We start from the raw sequence: 17,507 nt of genomic DNA, 5'->3' as shown, positions 1-17,507 counted from the left end.
AGATCAACAAGAATTACCCACCCAAACCACCAGCCAAGGTGAAGGGGCCACACCCACACCAAGTGACAGACGTGGTCATGGCTTGCAGTCAAGCGAGGATGGCCCTCCAGCACCAACAGCACTGCCCGTGAGTGGTGGCGGTGGTTCGTCTGCTTCGTCTCTGGGGTCGGCAGGCAGCCTTGGTAGTGGCGGTGTTCCGAAGATGCCGTCGGCGCCAAGCGGTTTGGGTTCGGGCGGGCTGCCGACTCAGGGGTTGAGCTCGCCGGGCGGTTTGGGCAGTGCGGGCATGCCCAGCAGTGGCGGTGTACCGGGGGCCGGCGGCCTTCCGCAGTCGCCGTTGTCGACATCGGCTGGTGCGCCGTCGGACTTTTCTCGTGGTTTGAGCGCTGGTTTGAGCGCTGGTGGCGGACCGGCGACATTTGCACCGCCGGTTTCTCCGCAGCCGACGGGCTCACCGGGTAGTGCTGTTCCCTCTGGGGTGCCTTCGGCTCCGGCGGGGGCGACGCCGTCGACGGTCGCTGCGGGTTCGGCTGCGTCGTCGGCTCCGGCGGTTCCGTCTTCGGCGCCGGCAAGTCCTGGGGTGGGGTCTGTGGGTTCGGCGGGTGTGCCGGCGGCCCCGATGGGGCCGCTGCCGCCGTTCGGGTCTGATGTGGCGCGGTCTGCGACACCGGCTGCCGCGGTGACACCGTCGGCCGGTCCTGCGCCGGCGCCGACCGCACCGACTGGTGGTGGTGGGTCTTCTGCCGGCCCGGTGGCGCCGTTGCCGCCGGGGGTGGTGGGCTCCGGTGTGGGCGCTTCGGCGGGAGCTGCGAGCGAAGCGATCCGCTCCTCGCTGCCAGACCCGTTGCTGGCGAGTGCTTCTCAGTTGCTGTATCAGCTGTTGCACGATTCCAGGGCGTATCCGTACATGGATTGGTGTGTGGGTGTGTTCCGCACGTCCTCGGGTGTGGAGACGTTGATCGTCAACAGCGAGGGTGCCGGTTACCTCCCAGCGGGGGTGTTTGTGCCGCGGTCGGCGCGGATGTTGTTCGCCGATGGCGGGCTCCCACCAGAGTTTCGGGCGCGGTGGTTCAGTTGGGCGAATCCGGCCGAGACGATGCTGGCGTATGCGAAGTTGGCCTCTGAGCACCGTTCGGATATCGAGTTGTGGGCGTTGGCGGTCTCGACGGATCTCGGGGGCTCATCGATGCCGGCGCGGTCGGTGATCGAGCACTATGAAGACTGCTCGCGGTCTCTGTCGCCGATCTCTGATGGTGCGCCGCCCTCACCGCTCGACGACACACACAGCCACCGGTTGGAGACCTTGAACCGTGCCGAATACGCTCGGCTGACCGGATTCGGTGAGGGCCCACTGCCGGACCGATCCGAAGCGTGGCGCACAACGCTGTCGGCGGCTGAAATGGCGTTGGGGCGTGCGGGATCGGTTCGAGATCTTGCGGTGTCGCCGGTGATTCGGGAGATTCTGCAGCTATTGGGCAACGGGTTGCCGGTGTCACACGATCGGTGGAGAGCACTGGAGGCGGAATCGGTGACCGCGGCGGCGAACGGCTCTGCCATGCGGCCGGGGTGGTTAGCCGGCAACGAGGTGGCCTCGCCGTATGTGTTGGCCTGCCACGATTTGGCTCGTCTGACTGAACTGTTGCTGTTGTGGAACCCGGACAACGGCCCGGACATCAAGTATGCCGACATCGCTTATCTGGCGATGCAGATCGTGAGCACCCCATGGGGCGGGGGATCATGATGGCAGTTGACTGGGCGATTTTAGAGCGCGCAGCCGAACAGACCATTTCTGCGGCCACGGCGGCGTTGCTGTGGGACGGTGAAGACCGCCAGGGTGTGCTCGACCACGTCGCGGGGACCACGGTCGCCAAGATGGTCGTATCGCGCGTCGGGTACTCCGGAGTGTGCCCGGAAGGGTTCGATGAGACGCTGCCGCCTGATCTGTGGTCGGCGTTCGAGGTGGCTGCACTACCGGCAGCCGCCGCCCCGGCGTGGGCGGCCTCGGTCTCGGCTGCTCTCGCAGACGCCTTGCAGGACAGTGCTTCTGGTACACGCGCGGATTGGCGTGGCCGCATCGTCCCTCATTCAGATGCGACGGTGCGACTTCGGTCTGTGCACGGTGCAGCGCGCTCACGCGCACTGTGGGTGTGCAGTCTGTGGGGACGGGATCCTTTGCCGCTCAACCTGGTCGAGAACGGTGCGCGCATCGTGTCCTATACCGCTCTGCCATCGAGCATTTAGCCTCGATCCACCGATGAATTGGCTGGTCGCAGGGTGTCGTGACGAGGAAAGTGCCTTCTGAGCTGTGATGATGAGTGTTCTCTAGGCACTTATCGGCACAACTTCGAAAGGCACTTCCGGTGAAAGTGTCCCATAGGTTCGCTGCGTCGTCGGCGGTCTTCGATGATGCCCATCTCGTGTCGTGCGCCGGTCTGGTGCCGGTAATGACGCTGGCTGAGGGGGACCCGTTTGGTGGTCCAGTCGCTATGCGACTTTCGGTTGATGGGTCGTGGCCCACTGTAGGGCAAACTCGGCTGGGGTGTGATCCGCCCCGGCATGTCGGGAGGTTCTCTTATCTGAGTGCCTCCTCGGCATGAGGGTGCCGTTGGCGATGGTAGTAGAGCGCTTCGGCCCGATCGGGGGTCAGGTCCTGGCAGTAGCCGTTGGGTCGCTGACGGTTGTAGAAGGCCACCCATTCGGCGGTCCCCAGCGCCAGTTCGGTGGCACCGGGATAGAGCGGCTGGCGGTCGATGAGTTCGGTCTTGTAGCTGCTGTTCACCGATTCGGCCAGAGCATTATCGAAACTATCCCCGACGGATCCGACTGAAGGCAGGATCCCCTCAGCGGCCAGACGTTCGGTGAACGCGACCGCGGTGTATTGCGAGCCCGCGTCGCTGTGGTGGATAAGTGAATCCAAAGATGCTGCACCCGAACGCTTTCTGGTGTCGATAGCGTGGTCGATCGCATCGGTCACCAGCTTCTGGGTCATCTCGGTAGCCACCTTCCAACCCACGATCTTGCGGGCATAGACATCGGTGACGAACGCCGTGTAGGCCCAGCCGGCACGAGTCCGGCAGTAGGTGAAATCGGCCACCCACAATCGGTCAGGCGCACCGGCGACGAAATTACGCCGGACCCGATCCGGGGCTCGCGTCGCTGCCGGATCGGCGACGGTGGTGCGCACCCGCCGGCGCTTGCACGCACCCCGCCAACCCATCTCCCGCATGACCCGTTCCACGACACAGCGCGATACGTCGATACCATTGGTGCGCAATACAATCCATGTCTTACGAGCGCCCAGGACTCGGTACAGACTCTGCGATTGGCGAAGCTGCCAGATCGCATCGATCACCTGCGCATCGGCCCAGTCGGCTTTCGAGGGGCCCTGACGGGCGCGGTGGGCGTAATACGTCGACGGGGCGATCGTGACGCCGTACTCGGAAAGCACAGCGCACATCGACTCGACACCCCACTTGAGACCATCAACGCCCACCCGCATGTGCTGGTGGGCGCTGATGAACTCCACGACTACTGAGAGGGCCGGTCGAGCTCGGCGGCGAAGAAAACCGAGGCCGCCTTCAAGATCGCGTTGGCCCGCTTGAGTTCGGCATTCTCCCGGCGCAGCTTGCGCAGGACCTCGGATTCCTCGCTGGTCTGCCCCGCCCGAGAGCCGGCGTCGATCTCAGCCTGGCGGACCCATTTGCGCACCGTTTCGGCAGTACCGACGCCCAGCAGGTCAGCAACCCGGCCCATCGCCTCCCACTCCGAAACTGTCTCGCTGCGCAGATCGGCCACCATCTGCACCGCCCGCACCTTCAGCTCGTCTGGATACCGCCTCGATGACTTCGATCCCACGTGCCCATCCTTCCCAACGGAAGAACTCTCCAGACACGCCGGGGCGGATCAGTGCGGTCACCGTGGGCTGAGTGGGGCCGGTTGGCGTTGTAATCGCAGCGCCAGTCCTCGATGATCACCCGGGCTTCCAGTAGCGAATCGAAGCGCCACAGGTTGAGCAGTTCGTCTCGCAGTCTGCCGTTAAACGATTCGATCCAGGCGTTCTGCCATGGCGAACCCGGATCGATGAAAAGTGAACCGGCGCTGTTGAATCGACACCAATCGCGCACCGCGTGCGCGACGAACTCAGGCCCGTTGTCGAAACGCACATAGTGCGGCGCCCCATGGACGAGCGCGAGCCGATCCAGCACAGCCACGACCCCGTCGGCATCGATGCTGCGATCCACCTCGATGGCGAGGGCTTCGCGGGTGAACTCGTCGATCACGTTGAGCATCTTCAGCGTGCGACCATCAGCGGTGGTATCAAACTGAAAGTCCATCGCCCAGATCGCATTCGGACGGATCGGCGACATCGCCCCCACGGCGACCCCGATCCCCGTCAGCCGCTTCTTGCGGCGCCGCTGAGGCACCCGCAGGCCCTCCTCGCGCCACAGTCGGCGGATGCGCTTGTTGTTGGCATTCCAGCCGGCGCGACGGGCCATCTTCGCCGCCCGGCGCCACCCCCAGCGCGGCCGATCAGTGGAGAACCGGCGCAGCCACGCCCGCAACTCGGTCTCCTCGGTGGTGACCGGAGCCGGCGTCAGACGCATCGTCGAGCGGTGCAGCCCGACGACCGAGCACGCGCGGCGCTCAGAGACCCCGAACCGTTCACGCAGAGCGATGACGGCGCTGCGCTTGCGGTTCGGGGTCAGAAGTTTCCCGACGAGATCTCCTTGAGCATGTCGATGTCGAGGGCCTGGTTGGCGACCAGCTTCTTGAGCCGGGCGTTCTCCGCCTCGAGCTCCTTGAGGCGTTTGGCCTCGTTGGCTTTCATGCCGCCGTACTGGGCCACCCAGCGATGCCAGGTCGACTCGGTGATCTCCAGGTGCCGGCACACCTCGGCGAGTTCCTGGCCGGTCCCCAGGAGCTTGTTGCCCTCGGCGAGCTTGCGGATGATCTGATCCGGGGTATGCCGCCGGCGTTTGTTCGATGTCATGTCGTTGGTGATTCTTCCTGCCCGAACACTCGGGCAACAGAGTCCCCACAACGACTGGACCACTACAGGGGGCTCACCTCAACCGCAAGCGCTCTGATCAACCGAAGCTTTGTGTGGGGATCCGAGCGCAATGCGCCGGGGCCTCTCTCAGGCCGCATCACTCGGGGAGAACCTCTGGTCTTCGAGGCGGTGCACGCCTCGGCTGTCGACAAGTTCCTCCCGATATTCCGGGTGCTGCCAGTAAAAACGGACCCACTCCCTCAGCGCATGGCTGTCGGCGGTGATGCTGTTGGTTACCAGCTTCGCGCTCTTTCGCTTACCGAGGACGAAAACGATGACATCGGTAACTGATGTCTTCCCCCGTACGGGGTGATCGAGAATCTGCTGAACATCGTCCCATCCCCCGCGCACAAATGTATTCCATTGGCCGTCCCACACTTCGAAACCGCTGGGGTCGATACGAAGATGGCTTCCGTCGCGGAATTTCAACATCCGATAGAGGACTGGGATGCCGAAAATCACATAGAACGCGCAAGCCGCGGGAAATGCGACGCGGAGAATTCCTGATGGTGTGTACGCGACGGTACCCAGCTGCGAGAAAGCGAGATATATCGCGGCGGAAAGTACTCCTATGGCCAGGCCTGTTCCAAAAGCCACGTCAGGGAGTTTTTGAGGACGGACCAGTGTTCCGTCACGGCCAAATTCTGTACGCGGACGTGCTCTGCCTGATACCCCGAAGGCTGTGTGAAGGATCAGGCCGGTCAGCAATGCGACACCGCCGAGGCACAATGCCGTGGTCATGTAATCGCCATGAACGAACCAGATGGCCGCCCATACGGCGATGTAGACAATTCCACCTGTCAGGATGGCGAAGACGAATGCGACACGTAGTACGCCGGCCGTTCTCATCGTGGACAAAATGTATTCCCGATCCAGTTGCCCAGAGCCTCGCCGCCACCGGCTGCGAGCAATCCCACCGGTATCGAGACAGCCGGAGAGAACTCCAGTGTTGCAAGACCTGCTAGTGTGCCGGCGGTTACCCCTGTGATTCCCTCGGCGGCGGCCACACACTTCTTGAAGTCGGAGTCTGCCACGTGATAGTCCCACAGAGCCGTGGCAACTGCTACTCCGGGCCCGAGGTATTTGCCACCCGCGGCGCTCACGGTACTCAACACAGGATGGTCGGTGAGGTTGATCGGCACATTCGGTTCCCGGGCATCCGGGGTTCTTATCGTCACGAATTGCTCGCCGTTTGGTAATTGCTCCAATTCAGCTATTGTGCCGTCAGCGTAGGTAGTTGTACTAGTAGTCTTGCCAGCAAGGCTACTGGGTGCCCATGGTTTCCAAGTGACAGTTTCTGTCCTGGAAATCTGCTTATTATCTTTGTCGAAATGGACGACGGTCGTCAATGGTGAACGATCCGAGAAGGATGCTTTCGCGTTGACGGTCTCGACATACCTACTACCGTCCATCATGTATCTGGTCGTAACTGTCGATATTTCTTCGCCGGTCTCAGGATTGTATTTCTTCTCGACCGTTGTCTCTCGGACGGTTTGCTTCATGTCGCCGTCGCGGATTACAGCTTGCTGTAGAACCCCGAGGGGGAACATCGGATTGGGCACTTCGTCGTCTGGTTTCGCGACTCCAGGAAACAGCGGTCCGAGCCCACCTGAGTCGGGCACTGCGAAACCAAACTGCTGCGCGGCAGTCGTCACTTTCGCGGCCGTGTCTTCATCGGCCTTGCCGACTGCGGACAGAAGAGTAATGACAGTCCGCTGCTCCGACTGAGCACGCTTTTCGAGCGCGGCGGCCTGTTCGACGGTCATCTGGCCGCCTTTGATCAAGACCACCCATTGGTCGTTCACCCATAATTGGCCGCTCTGATCGATCTCGTCGGCCTTGTTGAGCAGTGTTGTGCGGGCGCTACCGATCGGTCCGGCGCCGCCTTTCAACGCGTCTCCGATGGCTGCCGTGTACTTGGAAAAGTTATCCGTCTGCTTCTGTGCCCGCTCGAACATCGAGACCGCCGCATCGTGAGCGCCGCCCGACCACGATCGCGTTTCCGGCATGGTCTTGAGGTTGTTGCTGATACGAGCTACTGCTTGACCGACAGCCGCGCCGGCTTCTCGGGCGCTCTGACCGGACGTCGACAACGAGTCGGGGTTCCAGCGCTCCAGGCGGGGACGTGAAGGCAACACTGGTCAGAAGATCTTCCCGAAGCTGCCCGCCAGACCGGCATCGGTCACTTCGTAGGAGTTGCCCGCGCCACGAACTGCGGTGCCCATGTCGTTGACGTCAGCGGCGATCTGCGCCGCGATCTCTTTGACGTGCGATCCGACGAGTCGTGCCGCCCACTGTGTCGTCGAGCCGTCCAACCCATCCGCGGCGGTCGCGACCTTGTCTCCGGCATCGGCTTCGCGAATGAGCCCCGATGCGATGTCCACCTGGCCGGCAAAAGCGCGCAGGATCTCCGGATCGACCTCCATCGGCAGGCTCCCCTCGTCATCTGGTCGAGATGGCAAAAGCCTAGTGGAGGTTGACAACCGGGTTTGTCACCAGTTTCAGGCGGATCAGAAACGCGAGCAGCCGACGACGGATGCCTGTTCACCGGCGGCTTTGTGACCACCGAATGCGAGTTGTCAGGCTATTCGGCGCGGCACAGGCTTGCGGTATGGATGTCATGCGGGAAGTTCGGTCCGACATCGAGCGCTATGCGGGGTTCCTGCCCGCCGGGTACCGGCAGGCGCTTGCCCCGGCGTCGACGTGGTGGTCGTGGCGGGGACACGACGTGCACATTCTGCGCGCGCAGCTGCCGGACAGTCGGGCGCGGGTTCTGGTGCTGCACGGCGCGGGTGGGCACGCCGCGGCGCTGTGGCCGTTCGCCGGGTTGGCGGCCGCCGAGGGCGCCGACGTGCTGGTGCCGGATCTGCCGTTGTACGGGCACACCCGGGTACCGCAACCGCGGCGGGTGCGCTACGACGACTGGGTCGAGTGTGTCAGCGATCTGGTGCGCCACGAGTGTGCGAACGACGACCGTCCGCTCGTGGTGTTCGGGGCGAGCATGGGCGGCCTGCTCGGTTACGAGGTCGCCGCGCGTACCGGACTGGTCGCCCACGTGGTGGCGACGTGCCTGCTCGATCCGGCCGACCCGGCGGCGCGGGCGGCCGCGGCGCGCGTACCGGTGCTCGGGCGGGTGGCGCCGCGGGTCCTCGGTGCGGCCGACCGGTACGTGGGCGGGGTGCGGATGCCCATCCGATGGATCGTGAAAATGGCTGCGATGAGCGGCAATCCGGACCTGAACCGACTGGTGCTGCGCGACACCCGCGGCGGTGGCGTGCACATCCCGCTCGGGTTTCTCGGAAGCTGGATGAACTTTCGCCATACCGCAGCGGAGCGCTTCGACGCGGCATCCGTGACCCTGGTGCACCCGGGCGCCGACCGGTGGACGCCGCGGTCGCTGAGCATCCGGTTCGCCGACCGCATCTCGGCGCCGACTCGGACTGTATTGCTGCAGAGCTGTGGTCACTATCCGGTCGAGGAGCCCGGGATCGGTCAGCTGGTGACTGCGCTGCGCGGGGTCTGCGACAGCGTGCTCGCCGGTGGTGGGTCGTCAGGGCCGCAGCAGCCGTTCGACCAGGCCGACCAGATCGCCGACGGCGGCCTCCCGGGTGACTTCGCGGTGGGGTAGCACGCGGTGCAGGTGCGCGTCGACCGCGTGCACCACGGTGCGGGCCGTCGCCGAGGCGTCGTCGGGATCCCGGACGCGGCCGCACCGCACGAGGTGGAACGCGACCTCGCCGGCGAGCCGGTCCTCGAATTCCTGCAGCACCGCGAGTTGATCGTCGCGCGGGACCGCGACGCGGTGCATCAACCGGTGTAGGGCGGGCCGGTCGTGGTGCAGGTCGACGACGACCGCGAGGATCGACCGCAGGGTCTGGTCGAATTCTGGTGTCTCGTGGCGCAGTTCGGTGAAGACCGCGTCGAGACGCGCAGAGGCCGTCTGCACGTGCCGCTGCGCGAGCGCGTTGAGCAGCGCGTGCTTGTTGGGGAAGTACTGGTAGAGCGAACCGATGGACACCCCGGCGCGTTCGGCGATGCGGTTGGTGGTCGCGGCGAGTCCCTCGCGGTCGAAAACCTGCGCGGCGGCCTCCAGCACCACCTCGACGGTCTCTCTCGACCGGCGCTGGCGCGGCTTCTTGCGCGGCGCGTCGCTCATCGCCACCACCATACGGTGAGATCAGAACAGATAGATCACGAACACCGTGGTGAGCAGCACGACGAGCCACGCGTCGGTGGCGTGCCCGAGCCAGCGGGGTGCGGTGCGAACCTCCATGAAATGCCGAATGATCAGACGGCACTTGACGAACGTGAGGACCAGCACGACGGCCGTGATCGTGGTGCTCGCCTGGACGGTTCCCGTGATGTGTGCGGGTGCGAGCCACCACGACCCGATCGTGATCGCGGTCAGTGCCAGCCAGACCCACGTGATGCTGCGGGTGCTCTCACCGGATGTCGTTGGTCGCGTGGCCATGTCACCTCATCACGTAGAGCAGGCCGAAGATCACGATCCACAGCAGGTCCACCATGTGCCAGTACACGGCGCCGGATTCCACCATCGACGGCCTGCGACGGGTGCGCAGTTCGCGGACCAGCACACCCAGCACGATCAACCCGATGAGCACGTGGACCAGGTGCACACCGGTGATCACGTAGTAGAACGAGAAGAACATCTCGGAATTGGTGTGTCCGGCACGGATCTTGACGAACCACTCGTAACTCTTGATCACCATGAAGGCCACACCGAGCGCGCCGCCGGCGCGAACCAATCGGATGGCCGTCTCGTACCGGGCCGCGCGGGTCGCCAGGACCGCGCGCGCGACGAACCACGAACTGCTCAGCAGGATCACGGTGTTGAGCACCCCGATGTTGATCGCGAGATGTTGTTGGGCCCGCAGGAACTCGTCGGGATTCATGGTCCGGTAGATCATGAAGATGACGAAGTATCCGGCGAAGATCACCAGATCGCCCAGCACCATGACCCACATGTGGCCGTCGCCGGGCAGATGCCCGCGGCCCGCAGTCGCGGTGATTTCGTCGGTTCGCGTCACGAAACATCCTCTGTCGCAGTCAGTCCAGTGCCGGCTCGTCGAGCGCCTGGCGCTCGGCGGCCTGCTTGAGAATCACGATCAACGCGGTCAGCCACACGCAGAACACCACCACCGCCCACCAGAACGCCAGTGAGCCGTTCCACGCGAAGGGACCGGCCTGGAACAGGAACATCTGGGTCGCGATGACCTCGGTGATGATCTGCCAGATGGAGACGTAGGCAAACCATTTGGGGAAGATCTCGTTGCGGTCATAGAGGATCGCGAGGGCCAGCACCAGATAGGCGGCCGAGAAACAGCCCAGCGATCCGTTGTAGGACAGCATGCCGAGGTCGTAGAGCAGGCTGACCTGTTCGGGGTTGCGATCGGCGCGGAACGTCGCGGTCAGGAAACACACCGCGACCAGCAGGAAGCCCGGCAGCGCACCCACGCCCATGCCGCCGATGTAGGCGTACGCGAACACCGAACCGACCGACATCCGTTTCACGTGGTAGGCCACCAGGCCGTTGGTGAGCGCCGCCCCGCCCAGCAGGATCAGCAGCAGACAGAAGCCGATCCGGATGGTCGTGCCGTTCTCGACGAAGAACGCGACCTTGTCCGCGTCGGTGACGTCCGGGCGCGGCGGCGGCGTGACACGCGCCATCAGGCAGATGATCACGCCGAAGACGGCGTACCAGGCCGGGAAGAACCACGTCATCAACACCACGTCGGGCTTGCCGCGACGGGGTTTGACCTCTGCGCCGACGGGATGCTCCGGGGTCAGTGTGCTCATCCGGCCACCACACCCTCGGCGACGGCCTGGCGGATCACCGCGCGGCGCAGCACGAAGAACATCACGACCACGAAGACCGCGAACGCGCCGTTGCGCATCCAGAACGACAGGAACCCGTCCCATGCCAGCGGTCCGCTGTGGAACACCGCGGCGCCCGCGGCGGGGATCATGACGACCGCGGTGGCCAGCGAGAAGTGGCCCACCCATCGCGGCAGGATCGGTTCGCCGTGTCCTTTGGTGTCGAAGTAGACCGCGAGCGCGAGCATCACGAACTGGCTGACCACCATGCCGATGGGCGCGATGAACACGATCCAGGCCAGGTCGTTGAGCAGCATGACCAGTTCGGGGTTGCGCCCGGGGCGGAACGCCGCGACCAGGAACAGGATGTTGGACAACGCGAATGTGGTGGCGCCGCTGACCACCGCGGTCAGGTAGCAGTAGGCGAAGATGTGGGTCTGGTTGGCCATGCGCTTCATCTGCACGGCGATCACCATGAAGAACGGCAGCACCAGGATTCCGCACAGGTTGAACGTGACCTGGGAGAACCGCATCCACGCGGTGTTCTCGGCGTAGAACGCCGCGACCTGATCGGCCGGAAGGTCCGGGGGCATCGGGGGCCGGAAGCCGGGGAACGCCACGAACGCCGCCAGCAGCACCAGTCCGACTGCGGGCCCGGTCCACAGGCTGACCCACTGCGCTTTGATGTTCCCCGCCGTGGGCAGGTCCTGGGCCTGTTCGAGGATCTGCACCGATACCTCCGACATCGTACGGTTCAAGTGACTCAGGTCAGCCCAGAGAGTGCGGAAGTGGATGACGCACTGTCCGGACGACCGATGTTTGCCTGCGAGTTTCCGATTACTGCCTGTGTTCTCCGCTCTGCACGGTAGCGTGCGCGCAAGGCAAACGGAAGCGTGAAACTGAGTGAAGTCAGTGAAGAGGTGACGTGTGCTGAGGCAGGAACGCACCGGCCGGTGGAGGAAGGGCATGCAGACGCGGGAGCGCCTGCTCGGCGCGGCGCTCGCGGAGTTCAAGCGCAACGGCATCGCGGCGGCCGACACCGCGGCCATCGTGGCGGCCGCGGGAGTTGCCCACGGCACCTTCTTCTTTCATTTCCCCACCAAGGAACACGTTCTGATCGAGTTGGAGGCCCGCGAGCAGGAACGCATGGTCACCGAACTCACGCGGCTGTACACCCGCCCGCACAGCGTGCGCGACACGCTCGCCGAGACCGTCCGACTGCTGGAGAAGCTCGAGCGTCGGCTGGGTCGCAGACTGTTCAAAGACTTTCTGGCGCTGCACTTCTCCACCACCAGGCCGCCCTCGCAGGAGTGGACCAGATACCCGGCACTCACGGTCATCATCTCCGAACTCCAGCGCGCGCAGCAACGCGGCGAGATACCGGCGGATGTCGACGTGATGCACGTCGGCGTGTCGTTCGTGGTCGGTCTCTACGCACTTCTCATCACGATCCCCGAAGCCAGGGATGCGCGTGCCCCCGTGCTGGAGGTGTACCTGACCACCTACCTGTACGGGCTGCGCGTCCTGCCGTGACGGCTCAGGCCTGCCACGACGCCCAGCGGGAGACCTCGACCGAGATCACCGGGCCGTCCAGCGAGACACGCTCGTACTGGTGGTATTTGGCGCGCAGCAGGGCGTAGCCGGTGGCGACCTCGTCGCCGCTGTGGTGCGTGGTCGCCACGCCGTCGGCGCGCACCCACCACAACTGCGTCCAGTCGTCGGAGTAGTGGTCGACCAGCAGGCTGACGCGGCTGTCGCGGTCGATGTTGGCCAGCCTGCGCAGATTCCGGGTGGTCTTGCGTTTGGCGTCGACCGCGGTGTAGATGCGTGCGGGCTGTCCTTCGACGTGCGGGACGTGGACGGCGAACACCACGGGAACCAGATGCGGCGCCCCGTCGGCGTTGAGCGTCGACAGGACCGCCGCAGGCGCATCCGCGAAAGCCGTCACCGCGTCGAATTCGGCCATGGCCCCAGGGTAGGCGCGATCAGTTCCGTGGCGCCCGCTGTTGTGGAGCGACGCTGATCGGGGAGCGGGTGACCGGCGTACGGGTCACACCGATCTCGGGTTTCTTGGTGGACTCCCGCTGCCGCTGCGGCGGCCGGTACACCGGCGCCTGCCTCGGGGCCTCTTCCTCCTGTGTGGTGGGAGGGGGAGGAGGTGGCGCCGCGGGAGGTACGCCGACGCGCAACGAGGGCGACGGCGCGATCGTGGCCGTTGTCGTCGGGGTGACCGTCGTGGTCTGCTCGTCGTCGACGGGCGAGGTGTCCCGCAGCAACAGCAGCACGAGCGACACCACGATCGCGGCGGCCGCGATGCCGGCCGCGGTCAGCGCGACCGCGGCGCCCCTGGTCCGGTACCACGGCACGGGTGCGGGTTTGAAGTCCCACGTGTTGTCGTCGAACGCGTCGAACCCGTTCTGCTCGGGTACAGGGGGCGGCGTGAGCTCTTCCCACAGATAGTCGAAGCTACCCCCAGCTTCGCGTTCGGACATCTTGTCGATGTTAGCGGGACGACCTGGGGAAATGCTCGACAAGGTCCGCATCGGCGGGATTGGGTGCGAACCGGCAGCGAGTTTGGCGAGGTCACGATAGTGTGCGATGCGCCTGTGCAGAACGACGCGGTCCTGCCGCGGACTTGTTCACCCAGGTGACCGGTTGGCGATGAGCTTCGGTAACCGGGGCGCCACCGCGACGCCTCCTGACCATCGGAAGGTTCTGTCCATGATCATTCTCCCGACCGCACATCGGATCCTGCCCAGAGCCGCCGCCGTCGCGGCATCGGCTCTGGTCGCCGTGGGCCTGGCGGCCTGCGCACCGCCCGAGAAGGAATCCAGCGGCGGTGACACCGAGAGCGGCGTCAAGGTGTCCGAGGCGACCTCGGCCGAGGACTTCGGCGGGATGGACAAGCTGGTCGAGGCGGCCAAGGCCGAGGGCGAGCTCAACGTGATTGCGCTGCCACCGGATTGGGCGAACTACGGCGCGCTCATCAGCGCGTTCGAGGACAAATACGGCATCAAGGTGAACTCGGCCCAGCCCGACGCGTCGAGCCAGGACGAGATCAACGCGGCAAACCAGCAGAAGGGCAAGAGCAGTGCGCCCGACGTGTTCGACCTCGGACAGTCGGTGGCACTGGCGAACACGTCGATGTTCGCTCCGTACAAGGTCGCGACGTTCGACGACATCCCGGCGGAGTACAAGGACGCCGACGGCAAGTGGGTCAACGACTACGGCGGTTTCATGTCGATCGGCTTCGACACCTCCAAGGTGCCGCCGGTCACCAGCGTCGAAGATCTGCTCAAGCCGGAGTACCAGGGCAAGGTCGCGCTCAACGGCGATCCCACGCAGGCCGGCGCCGGATTCTCGGGTGTGCTGATGGTGGCGGTCGCGCAGGGCGGTTCGGCCGATGACATCGCCCCCGGCGTCGAGTTCTTCTCGAAGCTCAAGCAGGCGGGCAACTTCCTGCCGGTCGACCCGACGCCTGCGACCATCGAGTCGGGGCAGACGCCCGTGGTGATCGACTGGAACTACCTCAACGCCACCGAGAGCAAGAAGGTCCCCAGCTGGCAGGTCCTGGTGCCCGAGAACGCGCCTGTCGCGGGCTACTACTACCAGGCGATCAACTCCGGCGCCCCGCATCCGGCGGCCGCACGGCTGTGGCAGGAGTTCCTGTTCAGCGATGAGGGCCAGAACCTGTATGCCGCAGGCGGTGTCCGCCCCGTGCGCGCCGACGCGATGATCGCCGCGGGTACCGAGGACAAAGCCGCGTTCGCCGACCTGCCGGTGGTCCACGGCCCGGTGACCAACCCGACCCCGGAGCAGACCGAGGCCGCCACAAAGTATCTGGCCGACAACTGGGCCAAGGCGATCGGCTGACACCACCTATGTCGGGCCGCACCCTGGGTCGGCAGATCAGGGACGCGTTGCCGCTTCTGCCCTTCGTGGCGGTGGTGACGGTGTTCCTGATCGTGCCGACGGTCACGGTGATCGTGATGGCGTTCTTCGCCGACGGATCCTTCTCGCTGGAACGCATCTTCGCGCTGTTCACCGGGTCGGCGCTGACGGCGCTGGGAAAGAGCGTGATCCTCTCGGCCAGTACCGCACTGCTCGGTGCGGTGCTGGGCGCGGCGCTCGCCTGGCTGATCGTCAGCAGCCCACCGGCGTCGATGCTGCGCCGCGCGGTGCTGGCGCTGTGCAGCGTGCTGGCCCAGTTCGGCGGTGTGGCACTGGCGTTCGCGTTCCTCGCGACCATCGGGCTCAACGGCGTGCTGACGTTGTGGGTGCGGCAACTGTTCGGCTGGGACCTCGCGGGTTCGGGCTGGCTCTATGGCCTGGCCGGGCTGATCCTGGTGTACACGTACTTCCAGATCCCGCTCATGGTGATCGTGTTCATCCCGGCGCTCGAGGGATTGCGCCAGCAGTGGCGCGAGGCCGCGGTGAATCTCGGCGCCTCGACGTGGCAGTACCTGCGCGAGGTCGCGGTGCCGCTGCTGATGCCCGCGTTCCTCGGCTCGGCGTTGTTGTTGTTCGCCAACGCATTTGCCGCCTACGCCACCGCGGCTGCCCTGGTCAGTCAGGGCAGCCCGATCGTGCCGCTGCTGATCCGGGCCGCGCTCACCAGTGAGGTGGTGATGGGACAGTCCGGGTTCGCCTACGCCCTGGCGCTGGAGATGATCGTGGTGGTCGCGGTCGTGATGTTCGCCTACAACGCGATGATGCGTCGCACCGCGAGGTGGCTGCGATGAGCACTTCGACGACCACGGGGACGAGCACCGGGAGCAACCGTGCCCTGCGGCGCGCGGTGCGCGCGACGCTGTGGGTGCTCTTCGGTTTGTTCTTCCTGTTCCCGCTGTACGCGATGGCCGACTTCTCGACGCGCAACCTGATCTCGGGCGGGCGCACCCTGGCCGCGTGGGGCAACCTGGTGGCCGACGAGGCGCTGTACCGCGCCATCGTGATCTCGCTTCTGCTCGCGGTGTTCACGGTGGTGGCGATGCTGGTCCTGTTGGTGCCCACGATGATCTGGGTGCGGTTGCGCGCGAGGTGGGCTCGCCGGATCGTGGAGTTCCTGTGCCTGCTGCCGCTGACGATCCCGGCCCTGGTGATCGTCGTCGGCCTGCGCAATGTCTACCTGTGGGTGACCTACTTCCTGGGCGAGTCGGCACTGACGCTGACGTTCGTCTACGTGGTGCTGGTGCTGCCGTTCGCCTACCGCGCGATCGACTCGGCACTGGCCGCGATCGACCTGCAGACGCTTTCGGAGGCGGCACGCTCGCTGGGGGCGGGCTGGTTCACCACGATCACGCGCGTCATCGTGCCCAACATCTGGTCCGGAATCCTCTCCGCGGCCTTCATATCCATCGCGGTGGTACTCGGCGAGTACACCATCGCGTCACTGAGCGGCTTCGAGACCCTGCAGGTGCAGATCGTGCTGATCGGCAAGAGCGACGGCCCCACCTCGGTGGCCGCGTCGCTTGCGGTGCTGCTGTTGGGCTTCGTGTTGTTGCTGGCACTCGCGGTTCTCACGCGCGGCCGTCGTAGGACGTTAGGAGATCAGGGGTGAGTACTCCGGGGACCGGTGCCGCCGGGGCCACGAGTGGGGTGGCCGTCGAACTGGTCGACCTCACGCGCAGCTACGGCAGTGTCAAGGCGCTGGACGGACTGAGCCTGCGCATGGAGCCGGGTGAACTGGTGGCGCTGCTCGGGCCGTCCGGGTGCGGCAAGACCACAGCACTGCGGATCCTGGCCGGGCTCGACGAGGCGACCTCGGGGACGGTGCTGGTCGACGGCCGCGATGTCAGCTCGGTGCCCGCCAACAAGCGCGACATGGGCATGGTGTTCCAGGCCTACAGCCTGTTCCCGCACCTGACGGTGCTGGACAACGTCGCGTTCGGATTGAAGATGCGCGGTAAGTCCAAGCGGGACAGGCTTTCCACGGCCGCCGACATGCTCGACCTGGTGGGTCTGGGTGCGCACAAGAACAAGTACGCCAACGAGCTGTCCGGTGGGCAGCAGCAGCGCGTCGCACTGGCCCGCGCGCTCGCGATCGCGCCCCGGGTGCTGCTGCTCGACGAGCCGCTCTCGGCGCTCGACGCCAAGGTCCGCGCGCAGTTGCGCGACGAGATCCGGCGTGTGCAGCTCGAAGTCGGTACGACGACGCTGTTCGTCACGCACGACCAGGAGGAGGCGCTCGCCGTCGCCGACCGCGTCGGCGTGATGAGCCAGGGCAAGCTCGAGCAGCTCGCCGCACCCGCAGAGTTGTACGCCAACCCGGCGACCCCGTTCGTCGCTGAGTTCGTCGGCCTGCACAACAAGATCCCGGCGGAGGTGACCGACGGGAAGGCCCGGGTGCTCGGCGCCACGGTCCCGACGCTGGCCGGTTCGGTCGGCTCGGGTGCCGGCACCGCGATGGTGCGGCCGGAATCCGTTACGGTGCAGGATGATCCGGACGGCAACGCGACGGTGGCCTCGGTGGCGTTCCTCGGCCCGATCTCGCGGGTGTACGTGAACCTGCCCGACGGACCGGTCATCCATGCGCAGCTGCCCAGCTCGCAGGCACGTGCCTTCGAGGCCGGTCAGACCGTGAGCGTCGGGCTCGAACCCGCACCGGTGCTCGTGGTGTGAA

The 17,507-nt window shown here is 65.4% G+C and carries 20 protein-coding genes; 8 read left to right on the top strand and 12 right to left on the bottom strand.

The window, feature by feature from the left end; genetic code table 11:
• Positions 1–787: 787 nt before the first annotated feature.
• Together AT701_RS35885 and AT701_RS31980 are read left to right on the top strand one after the other, a co-directional pair.
• Positions 788–1,741 (top strand): EspK C-terminal domain-containing protein, encoded by a 954-nt coding sequence (locus AT701_RS35885; protein ID WP_223495906.1) that lies wholly within the window; start codon positions 788–790, stop codon positions 1,739–1,741.
• Positions 1,741–2,241, top strand: a complete 501-nt coding sequence (locus AT701_RS31980; protein WP_157892600.1) for a hypothetical protein — start codon at positions 1,741–1,743, stop codon at positions 2,239–2,241. Before AT701_RS35885 ends, AT701_RS31980 begins: the two co-directional genes overlap by 1 nt.
• A gap of 331 nt (positions 2,242–2,572) precedes the next feature.
• Here AT701_RS31980 and AT701_RS31975 read toward each other — a convergent pair.
• The 5 genes from AT701_RS31975 to AT701_RS31945 all read right to left on the bottom strand — a co-directional run bounded on the left by AT701_RS31975 (position 2,573) and on the right by AT701_RS31945 (position 7,476).
• A protein-coding gene (locus AT701_RS31975) for an IS3 family transposase (protein ID WP_085976171.1) occupies positions 2,573–3,798 on the bottom strand; the annotation gives its coding sequence in 2 pieces (ribosomal slippage) (positions 2,573–3,567 and positions 3,567–3,798; 1,227 coding nt in all).
• Between the two features lie 17 nt (positions 3,799–3,815).
• Positions 3,816–4,990, bottom strand: a protein-coding gene (locus AT701_RS34475) for an IS3 family transposase (RefSeq protein ID WP_223495904.1) whose coding sequence is annotated in 2 segments (ribosomal slippage) — positions 3,816–4,720 and positions 4,720–4,990 — 1,176 coding nt in all. Because the reading frame shifts where the segments join, the coding sequence is not laid out codon by codon here.
• Between the two features lie 147 nt (positions 4,991–5,137).
• Positions 5,138–5,899 (bottom strand): hypothetical protein, encoded by a 762-nt coding sequence (locus AT701_RS31955; RefSeq protein ID WP_058127294.1) that lies wholly within the window; start codon positions 5,897–5,899, stop codon positions 5,138–5,140.
• Positions 5,896–7,059 carry a hypothetical protein gene (locus AT701_RS31950; RefSeq protein WP_223495902.1) on the bottom strand — a complete coding sequence of 388 codons (1,164 nt, stop codon included), beginning with the start codon at positions 7,057–7,059 and terminating at the stop codon, positions 5,896–5,898. Before AT701_RS31950 ends, AT701_RS31955 begins: the two co-directional genes overlap by 4 nt.
• Before the next feature lie 132 nt (positions 7,060–7,191).
• Positions 7,192–7,476 carry a type VII secretion target gene (locus tag AT701_RS31945; RefSeq protein WP_058127292.1) on the bottom strand — a complete coding sequence of 95 codons (285 nt, stop codon included), beginning with the start codon at positions 7,474–7,476 and terminating at the stop codon, positions 7,192–7,194.
• A 185-nt stretch (positions 7,477–7,661) separates the two neighbouring features.
• On the opposite strand from AT701_RS31945, the gene AT701_RS31940 reads away from it, so the two are divergent.
• Positions 7,662–8,678: an alpha/beta hydrolase gene (locus tag AT701_RS31940; RefSeq protein WP_223495900.1), complete on the top strand. Its 1,017-nt coding sequence runs from the start codon at positions 7,662–7,664 to the stop codon at positions 8,676–8,678.
• Here the strand turns inward: AT701_RS31940 and AT701_RS31935 are convergent.
• The 5 genes from AT701_RS31935 to AT701_RS31915 are packed head-to-tail and all read right to left on the bottom strand — an operon-like array spanning position 8,601 to position 11,616.
• Positions 8,601–9,218, bottom strand: coding sequence for a TetR/AcrR family transcriptional regulator (locus AT701_RS31935; RefSeq protein ID WP_058127291.1), 618 nt, complete (start codon positions 9,216–9,218; stop codon positions 8,601–8,603). The two genes, AT701_RS31940 and AT701_RS31935, sit on opposite strands and share 78 nt — an antisense overlap.
• Positions 9,219–9,227: 9 nt before the next feature.
• Positions 9,228–9,521 carry a cytochrome C oxidase subunit IV family protein gene (locus AT701_RS31930; RefSeq protein WP_058127290.1) on the bottom strand — a complete coding sequence of 98 codons (294 nt, stop codon included), beginning with the start codon at positions 9,519–9,521 and terminating at the stop codon, positions 9,228–9,230.
• Between the two features lies 1 nt (position 9,522).
• Complete coding sequence (locus tag AT701_RS31925; RefSeq protein ID WP_058127289.1) at positions 9,523–10,098, bottom strand: cytochrome c oxidase subunit 3; 576 nt, start codon at positions 10,096–10,098, stop codon at positions 9,523–9,525.
• A 19-nt stretch (positions 10,099–10,117) separates the two neighbouring features.
• On the bottom strand, positions 10,118–10,867 hold the full coding sequence (locus AT701_RS31920) for a hypothetical protein (protein WP_058127288.1): 750 nt from the start codon (positions 10,865–10,867) through the stop codon (positions 10,118–10,120).
• On the bottom strand, positions 10,864–11,616 hold the full coding sequence (locus AT701_RS31915; RefSeq protein WP_003897942.1) for a hypothetical protein: 753 nt from the start codon (positions 11,614–11,616) through the stop codon (positions 10,864–10,866). The genes AT701_RS31920 and AT701_RS31915 overlap by 4 nt, the downstream gene beginning before the upstream one ends.
• 235 nt (positions 11,617–11,851) lie before the next feature.
• Between AT701_RS31915 and AT701_RS31910 the strand changes: the two genes are divergently transcribed.
• The gene (locus tag AT701_RS31910) at positions 11,852–12,418 is read left to right on the top strand and encodes a TetR family transcriptional regulator (RefSeq protein ID WP_228025549.1); all 567 of its coding nucleotides are present in this window, start codon (positions 11,852–11,854) and stop codon (positions 12,416–12,418) included.
• A gap of 4 nt (positions 12,419–12,422) precedes the next feature.
• On the opposite strand, the gene AT701_RS31905 is transcribed toward AT701_RS31910, so the two are convergent.
• Both AT701_RS31905 and AT701_RS31900 read right to left on the bottom strand, forming a co-directional pair.
• Entirely contained in the window at positions 12,423–12,851 is a 429-nt protein-coding gene (locus tag AT701_RS31905) for a TIGR03668 family PPOX class F420-dependent oxidoreductase (RefSeq protein WP_003897940.1), read from the bottom strand.
• 19 nt (positions 12,852–12,870) lie between these two features.
• Positions 12,871–13,377, bottom strand: a complete 507-nt coding sequence (locus AT701_RS31900) for a hypothetical protein (RefSeq protein WP_003897939.1) — start codon at positions 13,375–13,377, stop codon at positions 12,871–12,873.
• 229 nt (positions 13,378–13,606) lie between these two features.
• On the opposite strand from AT701_RS31900, the gene AT701_RS31895 reads away from it, so the two are divergent.
• From AT701_RS31895 to AT701_RS31880, 4 genes are read left to right on the top strand one after another with little or no spacing between them, the layout of a single operon-like run.
• The gene (locus AT701_RS31895; RefSeq protein ID WP_011731336.1) at positions 13,607–14,758 is read left to right on the top strand and encodes an ABC transporter substrate-binding protein; all 1,152 of its coding nucleotides are present in this window, start codon (positions 13,607–13,609) and stop codon (positions 14,756–14,758) included.
• Between the two features lie 8 nt (positions 14,759–14,766).
• Positions 14,767–15,627, top strand: a complete 861-nt coding sequence (locus AT701_RS31890) for an ABC transporter permease (protein ID WP_058127287.1) — start codon at positions 14,767–14,769, stop codon at positions 15,625–15,627.
• A complete protein-coding gene (locus AT701_RS31885) occupies positions 15,624–16,445 on the top strand; it encodes an ABC transporter permease (RefSeq protein ID WP_003897936.1) in 822 nt (273 codons plus the stop codon). The genes AT701_RS31890 and AT701_RS31885 overlap by 4 nt, the downstream gene beginning before the upstream one ends.
• The gene (locus tag AT701_RS31880) at positions 16,442–17,506 is read left to right on the top strand and encodes an ABC transporter ATP-binding protein (protein WP_058127286.1); all 1,065 of its coding nucleotides are present in this window, start codon (positions 16,442–16,444) and stop codon (positions 17,504–17,506) included. Before AT701_RS31885 ends, AT701_RS31880 begins: the two co-directional genes overlap by 4 nt.
• Position 17,507 lies beyond the last annotated feature (1 nt).

The organism is Mycolicibacterium smegmatis (genome assembly GCF_001457595.1).
Classification (GTDB): domain Bacteria; phylum Actinomycetota; class Actinomycetes; order Mycobacteriales; family Mycobacteriaceae; genus Mycobacterium; species Mycobacterium smegmatis.
Note: the sequence above shows the minus strand (reverse complement) of the source record. Positions and strands in the feature narration are given on the sequence as shown.

Bases quoted from the DNA above. Each gene is read 5' to 3' on its own strand.
- AT701_RS31940 (WP_223495900.1), top strand. From the start codon at position 7,662: ATGGATGTCATGCGGGAAGTTCGGTCCGACATCGAGCGCTATGCGGGG.
- AT701_RS31905 (WP_003897940.1), bottom strand. From the start codon at position 12,851: ATGGCCGAATTCGACGCGGTGACGGCTTTCGCGGATGCGCCTGCGGCG.
- AT701_RS31980 (WP_157892600.1), top strand. From the start codon at position 1,741: ATGGCAGTTGACTGGGCGATTTTAGAGCGCGCAGCCGAACAGACCATT.
- AT701_RS31920 (WP_058127288.1), bottom strand. From the start codon at position 10,867: ATGAGCACACTGACCCCGGAGCATCCCGTCGGCGCAGAGGTCAAACCC.
- AT701_RS31955 (WP_058127294.1), bottom strand. From the start codon at position 5,899: ATGAGAACGGCCGGCGTACTACGTGTCGCATTCGTCTTCGCCATCCTG.
- AT701_RS31945 (WP_058127292.1), bottom strand. From the start codon at position 7,476: ATGGAGGTCGATCCGGAGATCCTGCGCGCTTTTGCCGGCCAGGTGGAC.
- AT701_RS31900 (WP_003897939.1), bottom strand. From the start codon at position 13,377: ATGTCCGAACGCGAAGCTGGGGGTAGCTTCGACTATCTGTGGGAAGAG.
- AT701_RS31935 (WP_058127291.1), bottom strand. From the start codon at position 9,218: ATGGTGGTGGCGATGAGCGACGCGCCGCGCAAGAAGCCGCGCCAGCGC.
- AT701_RS31890 (WP_058127287.1), top strand. From the start codon at position 14,767: ATGTCGGGCCGCACCCTGGGTCGGCAGATCAGGGACGCGTTGCCGCTT.
- AT701_RS31885 (WP_003897936.1), top strand. From the start codon at position 15,624: ATGAGCACTTCGACGACCACGGGGACGAGCACCGGGAGCAACCGTGCC.
- AT701_RS31910 (WP_228025549.1), top strand. From the start codon at position 11,852: ATGCAGACGCGGGAGCGCCTGCTCGGCGCGGCGCTCGCGGAGTTCAAG.
- AT701_RS31895 (WP_011731336.1), top strand. From the start codon at position 13,607: ATGATCATTCTCCCGACCGCACATCGGATCCTGCCCAGAGCCGCCGCC.
- AT701_RS31950 (WP_223495902.1), bottom strand. From the start codon at position 7,059: ATGCCGGAAACGCGATCGTGGTCGGGCGGCGCTCACGATGCGGCGGTC.
- AT701_RS31930 (WP_058127290.1), bottom strand. From the start codon at position 9,521: ATGGCCACGCGACCAACGACATCCGGTGAGAGCACCCGCAGCATCACG.